The sequence below is a fragment of the Rhodanobacter sp. PCA2 genome (assembly GCF_013620825.1).
Lineage (GTDB): Bacteria > Pseudomonadota > Gammaproteobacteria > Xanthomonadales > Rhodanobacteraceae > Rhodanobacter_A.
Map to the genome: position 1 here is coordinate 42,464 of NZ_NJIC01000015.1, position 18,415 is coordinate 60,878.

Sequence of the window (18,415 nt, forward strand, 5' to 3'; positions counted from 1 at the left end):
CGCTACAATCAGCGGATGAATGCGACTCGCGGGGATGTACTGGTACTCGGCGGCGGCGTGATCGGGCTGGCCAGCGCGCTGTTTCTGCTCAAGCGCGGCGCCACCGTGCGGGTGCTGGAGCAGGGCACGCCCGGCTGCGGCGCCTCCCACGGCAACTGCGGCACGATCACGCCCAGCCATGCCGCGCCGCTGGCGATGCCGGGCACCCTGGGCGTGGCGCTGCGCTCGATGCTGCACGGCGACGCGCCGCTCTACCTCAATCCCCGCTTCGACGGCCCGCGCCTGCGCTGGCTGCTGGGCTTCGCCCGGCACTGCAACTGGGCGGACTTCCATCGCGCCGCCGCGGCGCGCTCGGCGATCCTGCAGCGCTCCCGCCGCCTGCTGGGCGAACTGGTGCGCGACGAACCGCTGGACTGCGAATTCGCCGAGGAAGGCGAGCTTTACGTCTACCGCGATGCGAAGACCATGGCGGCGGACGAGCGGCATCACGTGGCGGTGCTCGAAGGCCTGGGCGTCGAAGTGCAGCGCCTGCGCGGCGACGCGGTGGAGGCCAGCGAGCCGGCGCTGAAGCCCGGTGTGGCCGGCGGCCTGTTCCATCCCGGCGACGCGCGGCTGCGGCCGGATCGCTACGTCGACGAGCTGGCCCGGCGCGTGCGCGAACTCGGCGGCGTGATCGAGAACGGCGCGCGCATCGAGGGGTTCGTCGCCGAAGGCGGGCGCATCGCGCAGGTGCGCACCAGCCGCGGCGCATTTGCCGGCGAGCGCGTGCTGCTGGCGCTGGGCGCCTGGTCGCCGCTGCTGGCGAAGGAGCTGGGCCTGCACTTGCCGATGCAGCCGGGCAAGGGCTATTCGATCACCTACAGCCGCCCCGCGCGGGCGCCGCGCCACGCGCTGGTGCTGCGCGAGGCGCAGGTTTGCGTCACCACCTGGGCCAGCGGCTACCGGCTGGGCAGCACCATGGAATTCTCCGGCTACGCCGAAGGCCTCAACCGCGCCCGTCTGGACGCGTTGCGCCGCGGCGCGGCGGCTGGGCTGCACGAACCGGAAGGTCCGGAGCTGCTGGAAGAATGGTGGGGCTGGCGGCCGATGAGCGTGGACGAGGTGCCCATCATCGGCCCGAGCACGCGCTGGACCAACCTGCATCTCGCCACCGCGCACGGCATGCTGGGCGTGAGCATGTCCGCAGCCACCGGCGAACTGGTGGCCGCCCAGCTGGCCGGTGCCACGCCGGCGCTGGATCCGCTGCCTTACGCGCCGGCACGCTTCGGTCTCTGAAAAGCGGTTGCCGGATACGAAGCGGGCGATTTGCCGGAGTCGCACAGGCAGCTTCGCGAATGCTTTGCGACGCGGCTTTTGCCATGGCTTGTTACTCCCGTCGTCATCAAGCTGAAGCTCTGGTATCCGCGATCTTTGCATTTCGCAAAACCAGCGTCTCGTTCAGTCCCGGTACGCCTGAGTTGCTGTTATTGTGGCGCCGTCGCGCCACCCGTGGTGCCGGGTTCCGGCCGGGTTCGCGATATAACAATATCGTCGAGGTTCACCGTCATGATGCGTAAACTTGCGATCGCCACCCTGCTCGTCGCCGGCGTTGCCCTGTCCGGTTCCGTGCTGGCCCAGGAAGCTGCGCCGCAGGCTGCCGCCCCGGCTGCGCAGGCCGCTCCGGCTTCCGCCCCCGAGGCTGCCGCTCCGGCCGCCGAGCACAAGACCGCCGCCCATCACAAGGCGGCCAAGCACCACAAGCATCACAAGAAGGCCGCCAAGAAGGCTGCCGAGGCGCCCGCCGCCAGCGGCACCGCCGGCTGATCGCCGGTCACCGGTACCCTGAAAACCCGCCGGCTCGCCGGCGGGTTTTTTTGTGCGCCCGGAAATGAAAACGCGGCCCCGGAGGGGCGCGCTTTTGATTTTCGCGGCCGGGGTCGGCGGACTTCCTGTAAATGCGGCCAGGGCGCCCTCGGAGGCTTGATTCCCTTCGATCCGAGATAATCGCAAATAATTACGAAATCGACGACTGGAATTCGGCTTTACGTATTTTCCTGCGATCAGGATCGATTGCCGGAACCGGGCATCGCCACGCATTTCAGCTCGATCGCGATCGGCGTGGGCAATGCGCTGATGCCCAGCGTGGTGCGGCAGGCATCCACGCCGGCGAAGTATTCGGCATACAGCCGGTTGTAGGCGGCGAAGTCGCGCGCCATGTCGGTGAGGAAGACGGTGACGTCGACCAGGTCTTCCCAGCGCGCCCCGCTGGCTTCCAGCACGGCGCGCACGTTCGCGAACACCTGGCGGCATTGCGCCTCGATGTCGTAGGCCACCAGCGTGCCGTCCGCGGCGTGGACGTTGCCGGGAATCGCGTTCGTGCCGGGCTGGCGCGGGCCCACGCCGGAGAGGAACAGCAGGTCGCCCACGCGCCGCGCGTGCGGGTACGCACCCACCGGCGCGGGGGCCGCGTCGGTGCGCACGACGTCGCTCACTGCGTGCTCCAGCGTTCGTCGAGCCGGGCCAGCACGTTCCCGTAGGCCGCGGGCAACTGCTCGTGGCCGCGCACGTCCAGGCCCAGGTCGGTGATGCGGCCGTTGTCCAGGCCGTAGATCCAGGCATGCACGGCCAGCGTCTGGCCGCGCTCCCAGGCCTCGCGCACCACGGTGCTGTGGCACACGTTCACCGCCTGCTCGACGGCGTTGAGCTCGCACAGGCGCGCATGGCGTACCGCGAACGCCGCGGCCGGGTCCAGCTTGTCGGGATGCTTGAGCGCGACGTCGCCGATGTGGCGCAGCCAGTTGTCGATCAGGCCCAGCCGCGAGTGCTGCAGCACCGCGCCCACGCCGCCGCAGCCGTAGTGGCCGACCACCAGGATGTGCTTCACCTTCAGCACGTCCACCGCGAACTGGATGGTGCTGAGCGCGTTGAGGTCGGTGTGCACCACCACGTTCGCCACGTTGCGGTGGACGAAGATCTCGCCCGGCGGCAGGTCGACGATCTGGGTGGCCGGCACGCGCGAGTCGGAGCAGCCGATCCACAGATACTGCGGCGCCTGCTGGTGCGCCAGCTTCTCGAAGTAGTCCGGCTCCTGCGCGACGACGCGTTCGGCCCAGCGCCGGTTGTTGGTCAGCAGGTCCTTCAGTGAATCCATCGGGGTTCCCTCAATACCGTATGCATACGTTCCTGGGCTCGGTGAAGAAGCGCAGCGCCTCGGTGCCGCCCTCGCGGCCCAGGCCCGAGTGCTTCATGCCGCCGAACGGGGTGCGCAGGTCGCGCAGCATCCAGCAGTTGATCCACACGATGCCGAATTCCAGTTGCGCGGCGAGCCGGTGCGCGCGGGCAAGGTCGCGCGTCCACAGCGAGGCCGCGAGCCCGTAGCCGCTGCCGTTCGCGATGGCCAGCGCTTCGGCCTCGTCCTCGAACGGGATCAGCGTCACCACCGGGCCGAAGATTTCCTGCTGGTTGGTGGCGGCCTCGTTCGGCAAGCCCTCGATCACCGTGGGCGCCACGAACCAGCCGTGCGCGCAGCGGCCCGGCACGGCAACGGCTTCGCCGCCGCAGAGCACGCGCCCGCCTTCGGCGCGCGCCTGGGCGAGGCAGGCCAGCACCTTGTCGTAATGCGGCCGGGAAACCAGTGCGCCGAGGTCGCTGGCGTCGTCGTCCGGGTCGCCCACGCGCAGCGCGCGCACGCGCTCCAGGTAGCGCTCGCGGAAGCTGTCGTAGACGGAACGCTGCACCAGCAGGCGCGAGCCGCACAGGCAGATCTCGCCCTGGTTGGCGAAGCCCGAACGCACGATGGTGTCGAGGTCGGCGTCGGAAAGCGCCGCGTCGGCGAACACGATGGCCGGGTTCTTGCCGCCCATTTCCAGCGACAGCTTCTTGAACTGCGTGGCGGCAGCCGCGGCGATACGCGCACCGGTGGCGGTGCTGCCGGTGAAGGAGATCGCCTTGACGCGCGGATGCTCGACCAGCGCCTGGCCCACCGCGGGGCCGCGGCCGTGCACGATGTTCAGCACGCCCGGCGGCAGGCCGGCCTCGATGGCCAGCTCGCCGAGCAGGGCGGCGGTGCAGGGCGTGATCTCGGAAGGCTTGGCCACCACCGCATTGCCCGCGGCCAGCGCCGGCGCGATCTTCCAGGTGAAGAGGTACAGCGGCAGGTTCCACGGGCTGATGCAGCCGACCACGCCCAGCGGCTGGCGCAGCGTGTAGTTGATCGCGCCCCCGTTCGACGGGCCCAGCGCCATCGCGTGCGACTCGCTGCCCCACGCCGTGACGGCGGCGGCGAAGTGGCGCAGGTTGCTCACCGCGCGCGGGATGTCCACGCTGCGCGCGAGCTTCACCGGCTTGCCGCTGTCGCGCGACTCCAGCGCGGCGAATTCGTCGAGCCGCGCCTCGATGCGGTCCGCCAGCGCGTGCAGCAGGCGGGCGCGTTGTTCGGCGGGCGTGGCGGCCCAGTCCGGTGCGGCACGTTGCGCGGCATCCACCGCGGCGGCGACGTCGGCGGCATCCGCATCGGGGCAATGGGCGAGGATTGCGCCGGTGGCGGGCTCGAACACGTCGAGCCAGCGATCAGCCTGGGGCGGCACGAGGCGGCCGTCGATCAGGTTGGCAAGGCGCGGGATAGGCATCGGTCGAAGCTTACGCTGCGCGCCTGGCGATTGCACCGGACGCCGGCGTACGCGGACCGGCCGCTTGCGCCGCGGTGCGCGGAAATGCGGCTACAGCGAGCGCAGGCGGCCGCCGTCCACCGGCAGGCTGACGCCGGTGATGTAGCCGGCGGCAGGGGAGGCGAGGAAGGCCACGGCGGCGGCGATTTCCGTCGGTTCGGCGAAGCGGCGCATCGGCACTTCGGCTTCCATCGCCTGCTGCACTTCGGCCAGCGGCTTGCCGCTCTTCTGCGCGCGTGCGGCGACGATCTGCTCGATGCGCGGGGTGCGGGTGGCGCCCGGCAGCACGTTGTTGACGGTGATGCCGAACGGCGCCAGTTCGCCGGCCAGGGTCTTGGCCCAACTGGCCACCGCGCCGCGCGTGGTGTTCGAGACGCCGATGCCCGGGATCGGCTCGCGCACCGAGGTGGAGATCACGTTGACGATGCGGCCCCAGCCTGCCGCGCGCATGCCAGGCACCACCGCCTGCGCCAGCGTGTGGTTGGCCAGCAGATGCTGGCGCCAGGCCGCGAGAAAGTCGTCGGGATGCGCATCGAGCACATTGCCGGGCGGCGGCCCGCCGCTGTTGTTGACGAGCACCTGCACCGGCGCGGCAGCGACCAGCGTTTCGACCTGCGTGCGCAGCGCGTCGATGTCGCCGGCGTCGGCGACGATGAAGTCGTGGCGTTGCTCCGCATGCGTGCGCGGCAGTTCGCGCACCAGCGCCTCCAGCACCTCGGCACGGCGCGCCAGCACGGTGACGCTGGCGCCCAGTGCGGCGAGTTCGATCGCGCTGGCGCGCCCGATGCCCTGGGAAGCGCCGCAGACCAGGGCGTGGCGGCCGTCGAGTTGCAGTTGCATGGGCGTGCCTCCGAGGTCGGGTGATGTGCTGCTAGCCCCAGCGCAGGCGCATCGCCAGCGCGGCCAGCCAGCACAGCCAGCCCAGCCACTGGCTGTAGCGCCAGATGCCGCGCCAGCGGTCGATGTCGCGATCCTGCAAGGCCGGCAGGGCAGGCGAGCGCAGCACGTATTGCATGCGCATCCATACGTGCAGCGGGCCGGTCTTGCCCTTGGCGGATTCGGTCACCACCTGCCAGTGTTGCGGATAGCGTTCGCGCATCAGCGCAGCCACCCGGAACGGCGCCACGTAGGAGAGCACGAACAGGACGACGCCGGCGAACAGAAGGCCCAGGTAGACGGCCAGCACGCTCAGCTTCCCCTGGCCTTGACGCCGGCCGGGCTGGCCGGCGCGGCCGCGCTGCTGCTGCTCCAGGGCAGCGGCAGGCTGCTGCGCAAGGTGTTCAGGATGCCGTCGCCCTGCTGCGGCTTCTTGCAGATCGCGTTGTCCACGGCCCTGGCATAGGTGCTGTCCATCATGCCGACCCAGACCGTGCCATCGGGGCCGTGCGGCACGCTGAAAGTGCCGCTGGTGTTCATGTCCAGCGTGGCCTTGCTGGAGAACGCGGCCGGCGACTGTTCCCAGTACGTCTTGCCGGTCTGCTGCGCGGCCGAGCTGTAGACCAGCAGGTAGCGCGCCTGCTTGCTGTCGACGGTGAAGCTGCCGAACGCGCCGGAGGTCGCGTCGCTCCAGCCCATGTGCTCGCACAGCGAGATGTCGCTGGAGCCGATCGGCTGGAAGCCGCTGTCGAGCAGGACCACGGTGGGCGCAAACAGGTAGCTGGATTTCAGCCAGCGGCCGTTCAAGTCGGACTTGAACGCCACGCGGTAGGGCAGCTTGGCGCCGTCGGGCAGCTGGAAGGCGAGGAAGTAGCTGTGCGTGCCGTTGATGTTCGCCACGCTGCTGCCGCTGCCCAGGGTGAACGACTGCGGCTGCCAGGGCAGCAGTTTCTGGTAGGAGAAGTCGGCGAAGCTGGTGCAGCACGGCGTGGCCTGCTGCAGGCGTTGCTGCGCCTGCTTGAGCGGCTCGTCGGTATTGTCCGGTGCGCGCAGGTTCGGTGGCACCAGGGTGGTCGGCACCAGGTCCTTCACGGTGTGGCAGCCGGCCAGCAGCAGGACGGCGAGGGCGAGGGGCAGGGCGTGGAACCGACGATTCATGGATGTACTCAGAATTCGGCCGTCCCCGCCGCGCGCGGATAGGGGATGGCGTCGCGGATGTTGGAGAGGCCGCAGACGTAGACCAGCAGGCGCTCGAATCCAAGGCCGAAGCCCGCGTGGGGCACCGTGCCGTAACGGCGCAGGTCACGATACCAGCCATAGGTGACCGGATCGAGTCCGAATTTGGCCATCCGGGTATCCAGATGGTCCAGGCGCTCCTCGCGCTGGCTGCCGCCGATGATCTCGCCGATGCCGGGGGCCAGCACGTCCATCGCCGCCACGGTCTTTTCGTCGTCGTTGAGGCGCATGTAGAAGGCCTTGATTGCCTCGGGGTAGTTCATTACGACCACGGGACGGCCGATATGTTTCTCGGCCAGGTAGCGCTCGTGCTCGGTCTGCAGGTCGATGCCCCAGGCCACCGGGTATTCGAACTTCTCCCCGGATTTCTTCAGGATGTCCACCGCCTCGGTGTAGTCGATGCGCTCGAACGGCTGGCTGACGAAGGTCTCCAGCCGGCTGACCGCGTCGGGCTGCACGCGTTCGGCGAAGAACGCCATGTCGTCCGGGCGCTCCTCCAGCACCGCCTTGAAGATCGCCTTGAGGAAGCCCTCGGCGCAGTCGGCGTTGGCGGCCAGGTCGGCGAAGGCGATTTCCGGCTCCACCATCCAGAACTCGGCGAGGTGGCGCGGGGTGTTGGAATTCTCGGCGCGGAAGGTGGGGCCGAAGGTGTAGACCTTGCTCATCGCGAGGCAGTAGGCCTCCAGGTTGAGCTGGCCGGACACGGTGAGGAAGGCTTCGCGGCCGAAGAAATCCTTGCGGAAATCGATCTTGCCGTCCGGCGTGCGCGGCAGGTTGGCGAGGTCCAGCGTGGACAGGCGGAACATGTCGCCCGCGCCCTCGGCGTCCGAGGTGGTGATGATCGGCGTGTTGATCCAGAAGAAGCCCTGCTCGGTGAGGTGGCGGTGGATCGCCGTCATCATGGTGTGGCGCACGCGGGTCACCGCGCCGAACAGGTTGGTGCGCGGGCGCAGGTGCGCCACTTCGCGCAGGAACTCCATGGAGTGCTGCTTGGGCTGGATCGGATAGGTTTCCGGGTCGTCCACGAGGCCGGTGACCTCGACGCGGTCGGCCTGGATCTCGAACGCCTGGCCCTTGCCCTGCGAGGGGACGAGGGTGCCGGAGACGATCACGCCGGCGCCGGCGGTGAGGTGCTTCACCTCGCTCTCGTAGTTGTCCAGCGTGGCCGGCACCACCGCCTGGATCGGGTCGAAGCAGGAGCCGTCCGTGACGTTGACGAAGGACAGGCCGGCCTTGGAGTCGCGGCGGGTGCGCACCCAGCCGCGCACGGTCACGGGGCTGCCGGCCTCGAGCTTGCCGGAAAGTGCCTGCTTCACACTGCTTGCCGTGGGGCGGACCGCCGTCATGGATTGAAACTCCTGTGGATGCACCGCATTTCGATGCATGAAACTGCTGGAACGCGCGCCCTGCGGCACGCGTGGACAAACCGGCATGATAATGTAGCCCTTGCCTGCGCCGCGACCCGTCCGGCACAGGCGATTCCCGCTCTCCGCACGAAGTTTCCGCCTGCCATGACCATCACGATCACTCCCGCCGCCAACGAACGCATGCGCCAGTTCCTCGCGCAGTCGCCGGGTGCCGCCGGGGTGCGCTTCGGCGTGAAGCGCACCGGCTGCTCCGGTTTCGGCTACGTGGTGGACCTGGCCGACGCCGCGGGCGAGGGCGACCGCGTGCTGGAAGTGGACGGCGTGCCGCTGGTGGTGGACGACAAGAGCCTGCCGCTGGTGGACGGCACCGTGATCGATTTCCGGCGCCAGGGGCTGAACGCCAGCTTCGTGTTCCACAACCCCAATGCCACCGGCGAGTGCGGCTGCGGCGAGAGCTTCACCATCGGCTGACCGGCGCGCTCATCTGCGCGAAAGGGCGGCCCGATTTGGCGACCGTTCCTTCAAATTCAGTCGCTTGCGCCGGCTCCCTTGTTCCGCGTACAATTCCGTTTCTGTTCGCCCTGCAAAGGGCGTGACGGACACTTGCCTCACCGCATCCGGCGGGAGGCTGCGAGGCCAATACCGGCCGCATCCACAAGGAGTCGAACCACGATGTCCCTGCGACATTACGAAGTCGTGTTTCTGGTCCACCCTGACCAGAGCGAACAGGTCCCGGCGATGATCGAGCGCTACAAGTCGCTGATCGAGGCCGACGGCGGCAAGATCCACCGCCTGGAAGACTGGGGCCGCCGCCAGCTGGCGTACCCGATCGTGAACCTGGCCAAGGCGCACTACGTGCTGCTGAACATCGAAGTCGGCCAGAACGCGCTGAACGAGCTGGAGTCGGGCTTCCGCTTCAACGACGCCGTGCTGCGCCACCTCGTCATCAAGCGCGACGCCGCCGATGTCGAGCCGTCCTTCATCCTCAAGAGCAAGGAAAAGGACGACGCCCGTTCGTCGCGTCGCCGCGACGACGATGGCGACAGTGACGGTGAAGGCCGCGGTCGTGACCGCGACAACGATCGCGACAGCGACGACTGAGAGGAGCCCAGACCATGTCCAAGTTTTTCCGCCGCCGCAAATTCTGCCGCTTCACCGCGGAGAAGGTGAAGGAGATCGACTACAAGGATCTCAACACCCTGCGCCAGTACGTCACCGAGAACGGCAAGATCGTGCCCAGCCGCATCACCGGCACCAAGGCGCGCTACCAGCGCCAGCTGGCGACCGCGATCAAGCGCGCGCGCTTCCTCTCGCTGCTGCCGTACACCGACAACCACGACGTCTGATTTGACGTCCGGGATTCGGGAGACGGGATTCGGCAAGGCGACATGCGGCAAGTCCGCGGCGCTTTCGCGAATCCCGAATCCCCCATCCCGAATCCCAGCTCTTCGGACACCCGTCCACGGCTGCGCCGGCCCTCCCGGCGCTAACGAAAAGGAATACCCATGGAACTCATTCTTCTGCAGAAAGTGCGCAACCTCGGCGACCTCGGCGACAAGGTCAGCGTGAAGCCGGGTTACGGCCGCAACTACCTGATCCCGCAGGGCAAGGCCGTGCGCGTGAACGCCGCCAACCTGGCCGCGTTCGAGCAGCGCCGCGCCGAGTACGAGGCCCGCGCCCAGAACATGCTGAGCGAGGCCGAGGCGCGCAAGGCGAAGCTGGCCGAGGCGTCGGTGACGATCGAGGCGCACGCCAGCCCCGAAGGCAAGCTGTACGGCTCGGTGGGCCCGCGCGACATCGCCGAGGCACTGCAGGCGATCGGCCACGACATCCACAAGGGCGAGGTCATCCTCGGCGAAGGCCCGCTGCGCAACACCGGCGAGTTCGAGGTGGCGATCAACCTGCACGCCGACGTGCAGAGCAGCGTCAAGGTGATCGTGGTCGGCGAGAAGAAGTAATTCTTCAGCCGCATGCGTTGCGAACGGGCGCCTCCGGGCGCCCGTTTGTTTTGCAGCCGGAATGAGGGATTCGAGGTTCGGGATCTGGCGGAAGCGGATGATTGGCAAGCTTGCCGTGCCCTGCGCCCTTGAGCCCGTTTTATCCCCAGCGATCCCCAACTTATCCACAGAGTTGTTGTCTCGACGCCTGAGACGGTGCCGAGCATCATGCTGGTTCGGGAGCCGGGCCTGCAGCCGGCCACGTTCCCTGCCGCTGGCGCCATGCGCGACGGCCGCCGCTTCGCTTCAACAGAGGTAGTCCGATGTCCTTCGTGCCCGATCGCAAGCCCTCGTCGCCGGCCATCGAGGCGCTGCGCGTGCCGCCGCATTCGATCGACGCCGAGCAGGCCGTGCTGGGCGGCCTGATGCTGGCGCCCGATGCGCTGGACAAGGTGGCCGACCGCCTCGGCGAAGAAGACTTCTACCGCCGCGACCACCGCCTGATCTGGCGCGCGATCAACGAGCTGGCGAACAAGGGCATGCCCTGCGACGCGGTGACCCTGGGCGACTGGTTCGAGGCGAACGGCCTGGCCGAGATGGTGGGCGGCGCCAGCTATCTGATCGAGCTGGCGAACGGCACGCCCAGCGCGGCGAACATCGCCGCCTATGCGGAGATCGTGCGCGAGAAATCCGTGCTGCGCCAGCTGATCGACGCCGGCACCTCGATCACCGAGGACGGCTACCGTCCCGAAGGCAAGAGCGTGCACGAGGTGCTGGAAAGCGCCGAGCAGCGCGTGTTCCACATCGCCGAATCCGGCGCGCGCGGCAAGAAGGACTCCGTCTCGATGCGCGAGGCGGTGAAGGACGCGTTCCGCCTGCTCACCGAGCGCTACGAGAACCGCGGCCAGCTCACCGGCATCACCAGCGGCTTCACCGACCTCGACAACCTCACCTCGGGCCTGCAGCCCTCCGACCTCATCATCGTGGCCGCGCGCCCCTCGATGGGCAAGACCGCGTTCGCGCTGAACATCGCCGAGAGCGCCGCGCTGCGCGCGAAGAAGGCGGTGGCGGTGTTCTCGATGGAAATGTCCGCCTCGCAGCTGGCGTTCCGCCTGATCTCCTCGGTGGGCCGCATCCACCAACAGCACCTGCGCAACGGCGACCTCCAGGAAGAGGACTGGCCGCGCGTCTCCAATGCCATCGCGATCCTCTCCGACGCGAAGATCTTCATCGACGACACGCCCGGCCTCTCGCCGGTGGAGCTGCGCTCGCGTTCGCGCCGCCTGCACCGCGAGCACGGCGGCCTGGGCCTGATCGTGATCGACTACCTGCAGCTGATGCAGGTGCCCGGAAACAAGGAGAACCGCGCCACCGAGATTTCAGAAATCTCGCGTTCACTGAAGGGGCTCGCCAAGGAACTCAACGTGCCCGTGATCGCGCTCTCGCAGTTGAACCGCTCGCTGGAACAGCGCGCCGACAAGCGTCCGATGATGTCGGACCTGCGCGAATCCGGCGCCATCGAGCAGGACGCCGACGTGATCATGTTCATCTACCGCGACGAGTACTACAACAAGGAATCGGCGGACAAGGGCCTGGCCGAAATCATCATCGGCAAGCAGCGCAACGGCCCCACCGACACCGTCAAGCTCACCTTCCTCGGCCACTACACCAAGTTCGAGAACTACGCCGCCGATTCCTTCGTGGGTGGATTTGAGTGAGAAAGGCCGGAATTCGGGATTGGGGATTCGGGATTGGGCAAAGCGGCGCGCGACAAGACTGGCGCCGCTGGCGGGTCTGCGGCTTTTGCCTCTCCGAATCCCGAATCCCGTATCCCCAATCCCGGCTTCACCCCGAATCCCGAATCCCCAACCCCTAATCTCGGCAACCATGAGCCGCACCACCGTCGCCACCATCCATCTCGGCGCCCTGCGCCACAACCTTGCGCGCATCAAGGCCATGGCCGCGCCATCGAAGGTGATGGCCGTGGTCAAGGCCGATGCCTACGGCCACGGGCTGGAGCGCGTGGCGCGCGCGCTGGATGCGGAGGCCGAGTGTTTCGCGGTGGCGGCGCTGGGCGACGGCCTGCGCCTGCGCGCGGCAGGGCATCGCCAGCGCATCGTGGTGCTGTCCGGTCCCGACCAGCCCGGCGACATCGCCGAGATGCAGCGACTGGGGCTGGAAGCGGCGATCCATCACGAGGCGCAACTCGCGTGGCTGTCCGAAGCCAGCGCGACGCGCGGCCGCCTGCGCGTGTGGCTGAAGATCGACAGCGGCATGCATCGCCTCGGCTTCGTACCCGAGCGCGTGGCCGAGGTGCATGCGCGGCTCGCCGCGTTGCAGGGCATCGATCCGGAGATCGGCCTGCTCACGCATTTCTCCGAGTCGGAAGTGTTCGAGGGCGACGCCACGCGCGCGCAGATCGCGTGTTTCGACGCGGCGACCCGCGGCCTGGGCGGACCGCGCTCGCTGTCCAACTCCGCCGCCGTGCTGGGCTGGCCCGCGGCGCGCGCCGACTGGGTGCGCAGCGGCGGCCTGCTGTACGGCCTCTCCGTGGTGGAAGGGCAGAGCGGCGCCGATTTCGGTTTCCGTCCCGCGATGACGCTGGCCACGCGGCTGATCGCGATCAACCGCATCGGCAAGGGCGAGCGCATCGGCTACAACGGCACCTGGGCCTGCCCCGAGGACATGCCCGTGGGCGTGGCCGCGGTGGGCTACGGCGACGGCTACCCGCGCAGCGCCGTGGCCGGCACGCCGGTGCTGGTGGGCGACGCACGCGTGCCCTTGATCGGCCGCGTGTCGATGGACCTGATAACGCTGGACCTGCGCGTAGCGCCACGGGCGAAGGTGGGCGACCGCGTCACCCTGTGGGGCGAAGGCCTGCCGGTGGAGACCGTGGCCGCCCGCGCCGGCACCATCAGCTACGACCTGACCTGCGGCATGACCCGCCGCGTGCTGTTCGTCGAGGACGAAGGCTGACGCCGCACAGTGGCGGCATCGTCTCGTCGCCTGCGATGGACGCCGGGTACTCTTGACGGCAGCACACTGCGCTTCACTCAGGAACCTTTTCATGGCCAAGGCCAAGACCGCCTACGTCTGCACCGATTGCGGTGCCGAGCATCCCAAGTGGCAGGGCTCGTGCGTGGAGTGCGGCGCGTGGAACACGCTTTCCGAGATCGTGCTGCAGCCGGCGGTGAAGTCGGCGGGTGCGGCACGCGGCGGCTATGCGGGCAAGGCGGCGGGCGCGCCCAAGGTGATGCCGCTGACCGAGGTCGCGATGACGGCCGAAACGCGCACGCTCACCGGCATCGGCGAGCTGGACCGCGTGCTGGGCGGCGGCCTGGTCGACGGCTCGGTGGTGCTGGTGGGCGGCGATCCGGGCATCGGCAAGTCCACCCTGCTGCTGCAGATGCTGGGCACGCTCGGCGCGCAGCTGCCCAGCGTCTACGTCACCGGCGAGGAGTCGCTGGCCCAGGTGGCCTCGCGCGCGCAGCGCCTCGGCCTGCCGCTGGAACCGCTGCAGGCACTGGCCGAAACCTGCATCGAGCGCATCCTGGGGCAGGCCGTGGCCGCGCGCCCGCGCGTGCTGGTGATCGATTCCATCCAGACGATCTGGACCGAGCTGCTCACCGCCGCGCCGGGTTCGGTGTCGCAGGTGCGCGAGTCGGCGGCGCGGCTCACGCGCTTCGCCAAGGAAACCGGCACCAGCGTGTTCCTCGTCGGCCACGTCACCAAGGAAGGCGGCATCGCCGGTCCGCGCGTGCTGGAGCACATGGTGGACGCGGTGCTGTATTTCGAGGGCGAATCGGGCTCGCGCTTCCGCGTGCTGCGCGCGTTCAAGAACCGCTTCGGCGCGGTCAACGAACTGGGCGTGTTCGCGATGGGCGACAAGGGCCTGCGCGAGGTGCCCAATCCTTCGGCGATCTTCCTCTCCGCCCATACCGGCCCCACGCCTGGCAGCGCGGTGATGGTGACGCGCGAGGGCACGCGGCCGCTGCTGGTCGAGGTGCAGGCGCTGGTGGATCAATCCTCGCTGGGCAATCCGCGCCGCGTGGCGCTGGGCCTGGAGCAGAACCGTCTCGCGATGCTGCTGGCCGTGCTGCACCGGCACGGCGGCGTCGCTGCCTACGACCAGGACGTGTTCATCAACGTGGTGGGCGGCATCCGCGTGCAGGAGACCGCGGCGGACCTGCCGGCGCTGCTGGCGGTGCTGTCCTCGCTGCGCGACCGGCCGCTGCCGGAGAAGACCGTGGCCTTCGGCGAAGTGGGCCTGTCTGGCGAGATCCGCCCGGTACCGAACGGCGAGGAGCGCCTGAAGGAGGCGGCCCACCACGGCTTCCGCCGCGCCATCGTGCCGAAGGCGAACGCCCCGAAATCCGGCCGCGTGGGCGAGCTGGAGGTAGTGGGCGTGGAGCGCCTGGCCCAGGCCATCGACGCCTGCCGCTGAGCAGCCTGCTCCCCATCACCGTTCACCCTGAGCGCAGGCCCGCAGGGCCGGAGTCGAAAGGTGGCCGCCGCTTCGACTCCGCTTGCTGGCGCAAGCTACGCTCAGCGCGAACGAGGTTCTCGCTCTGCCCGCCGCAAGCCCACCACCGTTCACCTTGGGCGCAGGCCCGCAGGGCCGGAGTCGAAGGGTGAACGCCGCTTCGACTCCGCTTGCTGGCGCAAGCTACGCTCAGCGCGAACGAGGTTCTTGCTCTGCCCGCCGCAAGCCCACCACCGTTCACCTTGGGCGCAGGCCCACAGGGCCGGAGTCGAAGGGTGAGCGCCGCTTCGACTCCGCTTGCTGGCGCAAGCTGCGCTCAGCGCGAACGAGGTTCTCGCTCTGCCCGCCGCAAGCCCACCACCGTTCGCCCTGAGCGCAGGCCCGCAGGCCCGCAGGGCCGGAGTCGAGGGGTAGACCGCCGCTTCGACTCCGCTTGTTGCCGCAAGCTGCGCTCGGCGCGAACGAGGTTCTCGCTCTGTCCGCCGCAAGCCCACCACCGTTCGCCCTGAGCGCAGGCCCGCAGGGCCGGAGTCGAAGGGTGACTGCCGCTTCGACTCCGCTTGCAGGCGCATGCTGCGCTCGGCGCGAACGGAGTTCTGGCTACGATCGGGAGGGTGTTCGGCGGGTACGCGGGGCACGAAAAGCACGCACGCAAAAAAGCCGGCCAAGGCCGGCTTCTTCGTGACGCGGGCTGCGGCCGGCTTACGCCAGTTCGCGGATCTTCGCGTTCAGGCGGCTCTTGTGGCGGGCGGCCTTGTTCTTGTGGATCAGGCCACGCGAGGCGTAGCGGTCCATCACCGGCTGGGCGGCGGCGAAGGCTTCGACGGCGGCAGCCTTGTCCTTGGACTCGATGGCCTTGACGACCTTCTTCAGCGCGGTGCGCACCATGGAACGGGCGCTGATGTTGCGCAGGCGGCGCTGCTCGGACTGGCGCGCACGCTTCTTCGCGGACTTGATGTTGGCCAAGGTAGAACTCCCGAATCGCGGGTTGTTGTTGGAGAAAGACGCAGATTATGCGGGTGATTCGCCCATGCGTCAAGCATTTAGATGGCTGCCGGTGGCCCTTTGCCCGCGTTCGGCCACGATCCGGCGGTGATCTTGCCCGCGCCGGCTGGCAGACTGTGCGCCCGTTGGCCGTTGCGTGCGGCAGATCCAGGACCTTCCACCGGCATGAAGTCCCCCAGCATGTTCCGCGGGCTGCTCTCGTTCAGCAGCATGACGATGGTATCGCGCGTGCTCGGCCTGGCCAGGGACGTGGCGATGAGCCACGTGTTCGGCGCCTCGGCGGCCACCGACGCCTTCGTCATCGCATTCCGCATCCCGAACTTCATGCGCCGGCTGTTCGCGGAGGGTTCGTTCTCCACCGCCTTCGTGCCGGTGTTCACCGAGATCAAGGAAACCCGCAGCCACGCCGAGCTGAAGGAGCTGACCGCGCGCGTGGCCGGCACTCTCGGCGGCGTGCTGCTGGTGGTGACGGCGCTGGGCATGCTGTTCTCGCCGCAGCTGGCCGTGGTGTTCGCGCCCGGCGCGGTGCGCGAACCGCAGAAGTTCGCGATGATCGTGGACCTGCTGCGGCTGACTTTTCCGTATCTCCTGTTCGTCTCGCTGACCGCCCTCGCGGGCGGCGCGCTGAACAGCTTCCATCGCTTCGGCCTGCCGGCGATGACGCCGGTGATCCTCAATATCTGCATGATCGTGGGCGCGCTATGGCTGGCGCCGCGGCTCGAAGTGCCGATCATGTCGCTGGGCTGGGCGGTGCTGGTGGCCGGCGTGCTGCAGCTGCTGTTCCTGCTGCCGGCGGTGCGCGGGCTGGACCTGCTGGCGCTGCCGCGCTGGGGCTGGCGGCATCCGGCGGTGCGGCGGATCATGAAGCTGATGGTGCCGACGCTGTTCGGCGCCTCGGTGGGGCAGCTCAACCTGTTGCTGGACACCATCCTGATCACCCTGCTGGTGACCGGTTCGCAGACCTGGATGTACCAGGCCACGCGCTTCCTGGAACTGCCGCTGGGCGTGTTCGGCGTGGCGCTGGGCACGGTGATCCTGCCCGCGCTGTCGCGCCATCACGTGGGCACCGACCGCGCCGGCTTCTCCAGGGCGCTGGACTGGGGCGTGCGCACTACGCTGCTGATCGCGGTGCCGGCGATGTGCGCGTTGCTGCTGCTGGCCGAGCCGCTGGTCAGCACGTTCTTCCAGAACGGCCACTACACCGTGTTCGACACCCGCATGACCACGCTCGCGACGATGGCGTTGAGCTGCGGCGTGCCTGCGTACGCGCTGGTGAAGGTGTTGCTGCCGGCGTTCTATTCGCGCCAGGACACCCGCACGCCGGTGCGCGCGGCGGTGGTGTCGCTGATCAGCAACATGGTCTTCAACGTGTTGCTGGTGGCCGCGCTGTTCCTGCTGTGGGCCACGCCGGCGCAGCGCCAGGCCGGCTGGCTGCAGGGGGTCGCCGAAATCCCCGGCTTGCACGTGGGGCTGGCGGTGGCGAGCGTGCTGTCCAACTACCTGCAGTTCGCCCAGCTCTGGTACTGGCTGAAGCGGGCCGGCGTGTACGACCCGCAGCCGGGTTGGCTGCGCCACTGGCTGCGGCTGGCGTTCGCCTGCGCCGTGATGGTGGCGGTGCTGCTGGCCGGGCTGTGGCTGTGGCCGCACTGGACGGAGGTGCCGGTACGCACGCGGCTGTGGCACCTGGCGGTGCTGGTCGCGGCGGGCGGGGCGACTTACGTGGGCGGCTTGTTCGCCGCGGGCTTCCGCCTGCGCGACTTGCGGGGAAGTTGACGCCGGCCCGATATACTGGGCCGATGACGAAACTTTCCCGCGATATCGCCGGCCCCTGCCTGGCACCCCGGGGCAGCGTGGTGGCCATCGGCGCGTTCGACGGCCTGCACCGGGGGCACCAGGCCTTGTTCGCCCAGGTGCAGCGCCGCGCCCGCGCGCTGGACTGCACGCCGGCGGTGGTGACCTTCGAGCCGCTGCCGCGGACGTACTTCTCCGCCGAGCCGCTGCCGCGCCTGTCCAGCGTGCGCGACAAGCTGCAGGGCTTCGCGGCGGCGCAGTTCGGGCAGGTGCACATGCTGCGCTTCAACACCGAGCTGACGGCGATGTCCGCTCCGGACTTCGTGCAGCGCGTATTGGTCGAGCGCCTGGCCGCCAGGGAAGTATGGGTAGGGGCGGACTTCCGCTTCGGGCACCGGCGCGGCGGCGACGTGGCCCTGCTGCGCGAGCTGGGCGAGAAGGCCGGTTTCGCCGGCTGCGTGATGCCGTCCATCCTGCTGAACGGCGCTCGCGTCTCCGCCAGCCGCGTGCGCCAGCTGCTGGGCGCGGGCGAGTTCGCGGAGGCGGCCGCGCTGCTGGGCCGGCCGTTCGTGATCGAGGGCAAGGTGCATTACGGCAACCAGCTTGGCCGCACGCTGGGTTTCCCCACCGCGAACATCCACCTGCACCGGCGGGTCAGCCCGGTGCACGGCATCTTCGCGGTGCGCGTGGGCCTGGGCGAGAGCGAGTGCAGCTGGCCGGGTGTGGCCAGCCTGGGTGTGCGGCCCACGGTGAACCAGGTCAGCCAGCCGCTGCTGGAGGTGCACCTGTTCGATTTCGAGGGCGACCTGTACGGCCGGCGCATGGCGGTGGAGTTCGTCGCCAAGCTGCGCGACGAGCAGAAATTCCACGATCTGGATGCACTCAAGGCGCAGATGGATCATGATGCGCGCTCGGCCCGGGAGATCCTGGGCATGAATCCGGTACTGGCCCGCGCATGACTCCACGCGACACGCCCAATCCGCAGTACACCGCATGCAGCCGCCCCGGCGCGGCCGCGGCGATCATTATTATTTGAAGGCATCCGCCCGCAGCGCGAGCGCCTGCCGCCGCGCG

19 protein-coding genes are annotated in these 18,415 nt (G+C 68.9%); 11 read left to right on the top strand and 8 right to left on the bottom strand.

The genetic code is table 11. The annotated features are described in order from the left end of the window. The first annotated feature begins 15 nt into the window (after positions 1–15). Both PCA_RS05640 and PCA_RS05645 read left to right on the top strand, forming a co-directional pair. Positions 16–1,275: an FAD-dependent oxidoreductase gene (locus PCA_RS05640; protein ID WP_181301619.1), complete on the top strand. Its 1,260-nt coding sequence runs from the start codon at positions 16–18 to the stop codon at positions 1,273–1,275. 270 nt (positions 1,276–1,545) lie between these two features. Continuing rightward, entirely contained in the window at positions 1,546–1,803 is a 258-nt protein-coding gene (locus PCA_RS05645) for a hypothetical protein (RefSeq protein ID WP_181301620.1), read from the top strand. Between the two features lie 236 nt (positions 1,804–2,039). Here the strand turns inward: PCA_RS05645 and PCA_RS05650 are convergent, their stop codons facing one another. The 7 genes from PCA_RS05650 to asnS all read right to left on the bottom strand — a co-directional run bounded on the left by PCA_RS05650 (position 2,040) and on the right by asnS (position 8,104). Continuing rightward, on the bottom strand, positions 2,040–2,471 hold the full coding sequence (locus tag PCA_RS05650; RefSeq protein WP_181301621.1) for a Rid family hydrolase: 432 nt from the start codon (positions 2,469–2,471) through the stop codon (positions 2,040–2,042). Beyond that, entirely contained in the window at positions 2,468–3,130 is a 663-nt protein-coding gene (can, locus tag PCA_RS05655) for a carbonate dehydratase (protein WP_181301622.1), read from the bottom strand. The genes PCA_RS05650 and can overlap by 4 nt, the downstream gene beginning before the upstream one ends. Positions 3,131–3,140: 10 nt before the next feature. After that, a complete protein-coding gene (locus PCA_RS05660) occupies positions 3,141–4,607 on the bottom strand; it encodes an aldehyde dehydrogenase (RefSeq protein WP_181301623.1) in 1,467 nt (488 codons plus the stop codon). 90 nt (positions 4,608–4,697) lie between these two features. Beyond that, entirely contained in the window at positions 4,698–5,486 is a 789-nt protein-coding gene (locus tag PCA_RS05665) for an SDR family oxidoreductase (protein ID WP_181301624.1), read from the bottom strand. A 31-nt stretch (positions 5,487–5,517) separates the two neighbouring features. Further along, positions 5,518–5,832 (bottom strand): hypothetical protein, encoded by a 315-nt coding sequence (locus PCA_RS05670; RefSeq protein ID WP_181301625.1) that lies wholly within the window; start codon positions 5,830–5,832, stop codon positions 5,518–5,520. A 2-nt stretch (positions 5,833–5,834) separates the two neighbouring features. Then, positions 5,835–6,680 (bottom strand): MalM family protein, encoded by an 846-nt coding sequence (locus tag PCA_RS05675; protein WP_181301626.1) that lies wholly within the window; start codon positions 6,678–6,680, stop codon positions 5,835–5,837. 8 nt (positions 6,681–6,688) lie between these two features. Then, the gene (asnS, locus tag PCA_RS05680; protein WP_181301627.1) at positions 6,689–8,104 is read right to left on the bottom strand and encodes an asparagine--tRNA ligase; all 1,416 of its coding nucleotides are present in this window, start codon (positions 8,102–8,104) and stop codon (positions 6,689–6,691) included. 165 nt (positions 8,105–8,269) lie between these two features. On the opposite strand from asnS, the gene PCA_RS05685 reads away from it, so the two are divergent. From PCA_RS05685 to radA, 7 genes are all read left to right on the top strand, one after another. Beyond that, positions 8,270–8,596: an iron-sulfur cluster assembly accessory protein gene (locus PCA_RS05685; RefSeq protein ID WP_181301628.1), complete on the top strand. Its 327-nt coding sequence runs from the start codon at positions 8,270–8,272 to the stop codon at positions 8,594–8,596. A gap of 201 nt (positions 8,597–8,797) precedes the next feature. After that, entirely contained in the window at positions 8,798–9,226 is a 429-nt protein-coding gene (gene rpsF / locus PCA_RS05690) for a 30S ribosomal protein S6 (RefSeq protein ID WP_181301629.1), read from the top strand. A gap of 14 nt (positions 9,227–9,240) precedes the next feature. Beyond that, the gene (rpsR, locus tag PCA_RS05695) at positions 9,241–9,471 is read left to right on the top strand and encodes a 30S ribosomal protein S18 (protein ID WP_077483437.1); all 231 of its coding nucleotides are present in this window, start codon (positions 9,241–9,243) and stop codon (positions 9,469–9,471) included. Positions 9,472–9,630: 159 nt separating this feature from the next. Then, complete coding sequence (rplI, locus tag PCA_RS05700; RefSeq protein WP_181301630.1) at positions 9,631–10,083, top strand: 50S ribosomal protein L9; 453 nt, start codon at positions 9,631–9,633, stop codon at positions 10,081–10,083. Between the two features lie 302 nt (positions 10,084–10,385). Continuing rightward, positions 10,386–11,780, top strand: a complete 1,395-nt coding sequence (locus PCA_RS05705) for a replicative DNA helicase (RefSeq protein ID WP_181301631.1) — start codon at positions 10,386–10,388, stop codon at positions 11,778–11,780. A gap of 169 nt (positions 11,781–11,949) precedes the next feature. Then, entirely contained in the window at positions 11,950–13,038 is a 1,089-nt protein-coding gene (gene alr, locus PCA_RS05710; RefSeq protein ID WP_181301632.1) for an alanine racemase, read from the top strand. A gap of 91 nt (positions 13,039–13,129) precedes the next feature. Continuing rightward, positions 13,130–14,506, top strand: a complete 1,377-nt coding sequence (radA, locus tag PCA_RS05715) for a DNA repair protein RadA (protein ID WP_181301633.1) — start codon at positions 13,130–13,132, stop codon at positions 14,504–14,506. A 741-nt stretch (positions 14,507–15,247) separates the two neighbouring features. Here radA and rpsT read toward each other — a convergent pair. Next, positions 15,248–15,511 carry a 30S ribosomal protein S20 gene (gene rpsT, locus PCA_RS05720; protein WP_181301634.1) on the bottom strand — a complete coding sequence of 88 codons (264 nt, stop codon included), beginning with the start codon at positions 15,509–15,511 and terminating at the stop codon, positions 15,248–15,250. Between the two features lie 219 nt (positions 15,512–15,730). On the opposite strand from rpsT, the gene murJ reads away from it, so the two are divergent. Continuing rightward, on the top strand, positions 15,731–17,323 hold the full coding sequence (murJ, locus tag PCA_RS05725) for a murein biosynthesis integral membrane protein MurJ (protein WP_181301650.1): 1,593 nt from the start codon (positions 15,731–15,733) through the stop codon (positions 17,321–17,323). A 23-nt stretch (positions 17,324–17,346) separates the two neighbouring features. Further along, positions 17,347–18,300 (top strand): bifunctional riboflavin kinase/FAD synthetase, encoded by a 954-nt coding sequence (locus PCA_RS05730; RefSeq protein WP_181301635.1) that lies wholly within the window; start codon positions 17,347–17,349, stop codon positions 18,298–18,300. Positions 18,301–18,415: the final 115 nt, after the last annotated feature.

What these genes read in the sequence shown, in the direction of transcription:
- murJ (WP_181301650.1), top strand. Translation starts at nt 15,731, where the DNA reads ATGTTCCGCGGGCTGCTCTCGTTCAGCAGCATGACGATGGTATCGCGC.
- PCA_RS05685 (WP_181301628.1), top strand. Translation starts at nt 8,270, where the DNA reads ATGACCATCACGATCACTCCCGCCGCCAACGAACGCATGCGCCAGTTC.
- PCA_RS05675 (WP_181301626.1), bottom strand. Translation starts at nt 6,680, where the DNA reads ATGAATCGTCGGTTCCACGCCCTGCCCCTCGCCCTCGCCGTCCTGCTG.
- rpsR (WP_077483437.1), top strand. Translation starts at nt 9,241, where the DNA reads ATGTCCAAGTTTTTCCGCCGCCGCAAATTCTGCCGCTTCACCGCGGAG.
- can (WP_181301622.1), bottom strand. Translation starts at nt 3,130, where the DNA reads ATGGATTCACTGAAGGACCTGCTGACCAACAACCGGCGCTGGGCCGAA.
- PCA_RS05665 (WP_181301624.1), bottom strand. Translation starts at nt 5,486, where the DNA reads ATGCAACTGCAACTCGACGGCCGCCACGCCCTGGTCTGCGGCGCTTCC.
- PCA_RS05640 (WP_181301619.1), top strand. Translation starts at nt 16, where the DNA reads ATGAATGCGACTCGCGGGGATGTACTGGTACTCGGCGGCGGCGTGATC.
- PCA_RS05730 (WP_181301635.1), top strand. Translation starts at nt 17,347, where the DNA reads ATGACGAAACTTTCCCGCGATATCGCCGGCCCCTGCCTGGCACCCCGG.
- rplI (WP_181301630.1), top strand. Translation starts at nt 9,631, where the DNA reads ATGGAACTCATTCTTCTGCAGAAAGTGCGCAACCTCGGCGACCTCGGC.
- rpsF (WP_181301629.1), top strand. Translation starts at nt 8,798, where the DNA reads ATGTCCCTGCGACATTACGAAGTCGTGTTTCTGGTCCACCCTGACCAG.
- PCA_RS05705 (WP_181301631.1), top strand. Translation starts at nt 10,386, where the DNA reads ATGTCCTTCGTGCCCGATCGCAAGCCCTCGTCGCCGGCCATCGAGGCG.
- alr (WP_181301632.1), top strand. Translation starts at nt 11,950, where the DNA reads ATGAGCCGCACCACCGTCGCCACCATCCATCTCGGCGCCCTGCGCCAC.
- PCA_RS05645 (WP_181301620.1), top strand. Translation starts at nt 1,546, where the DNA reads ATGATGCGTAAACTTGCGATCGCCACCCTGCTCGTCGCCGGCGTTGCC.
- asnS (WP_181301627.1), bottom strand. Translation starts at nt 8,104, where the DNA reads ATGACGGCGGTCCGCCCCACGGCAAGCAGTGTGAAGCAGGCACTTTCC.
- PCA_RS05660 (WP_181301623.1), bottom strand. Translation starts at nt 4,607, where the DNA reads ATGCCTATCCCGCGCCTTGCCAACCTGATCGACGGCCGCCTCGTGCCG.
- radA (WP_181301633.1), top strand. Translation starts at nt 13,130, where the DNA reads ATGGCCAAGGCCAAGACCGCCTACGTCTGCACCGATTGCGGTGCCGAG.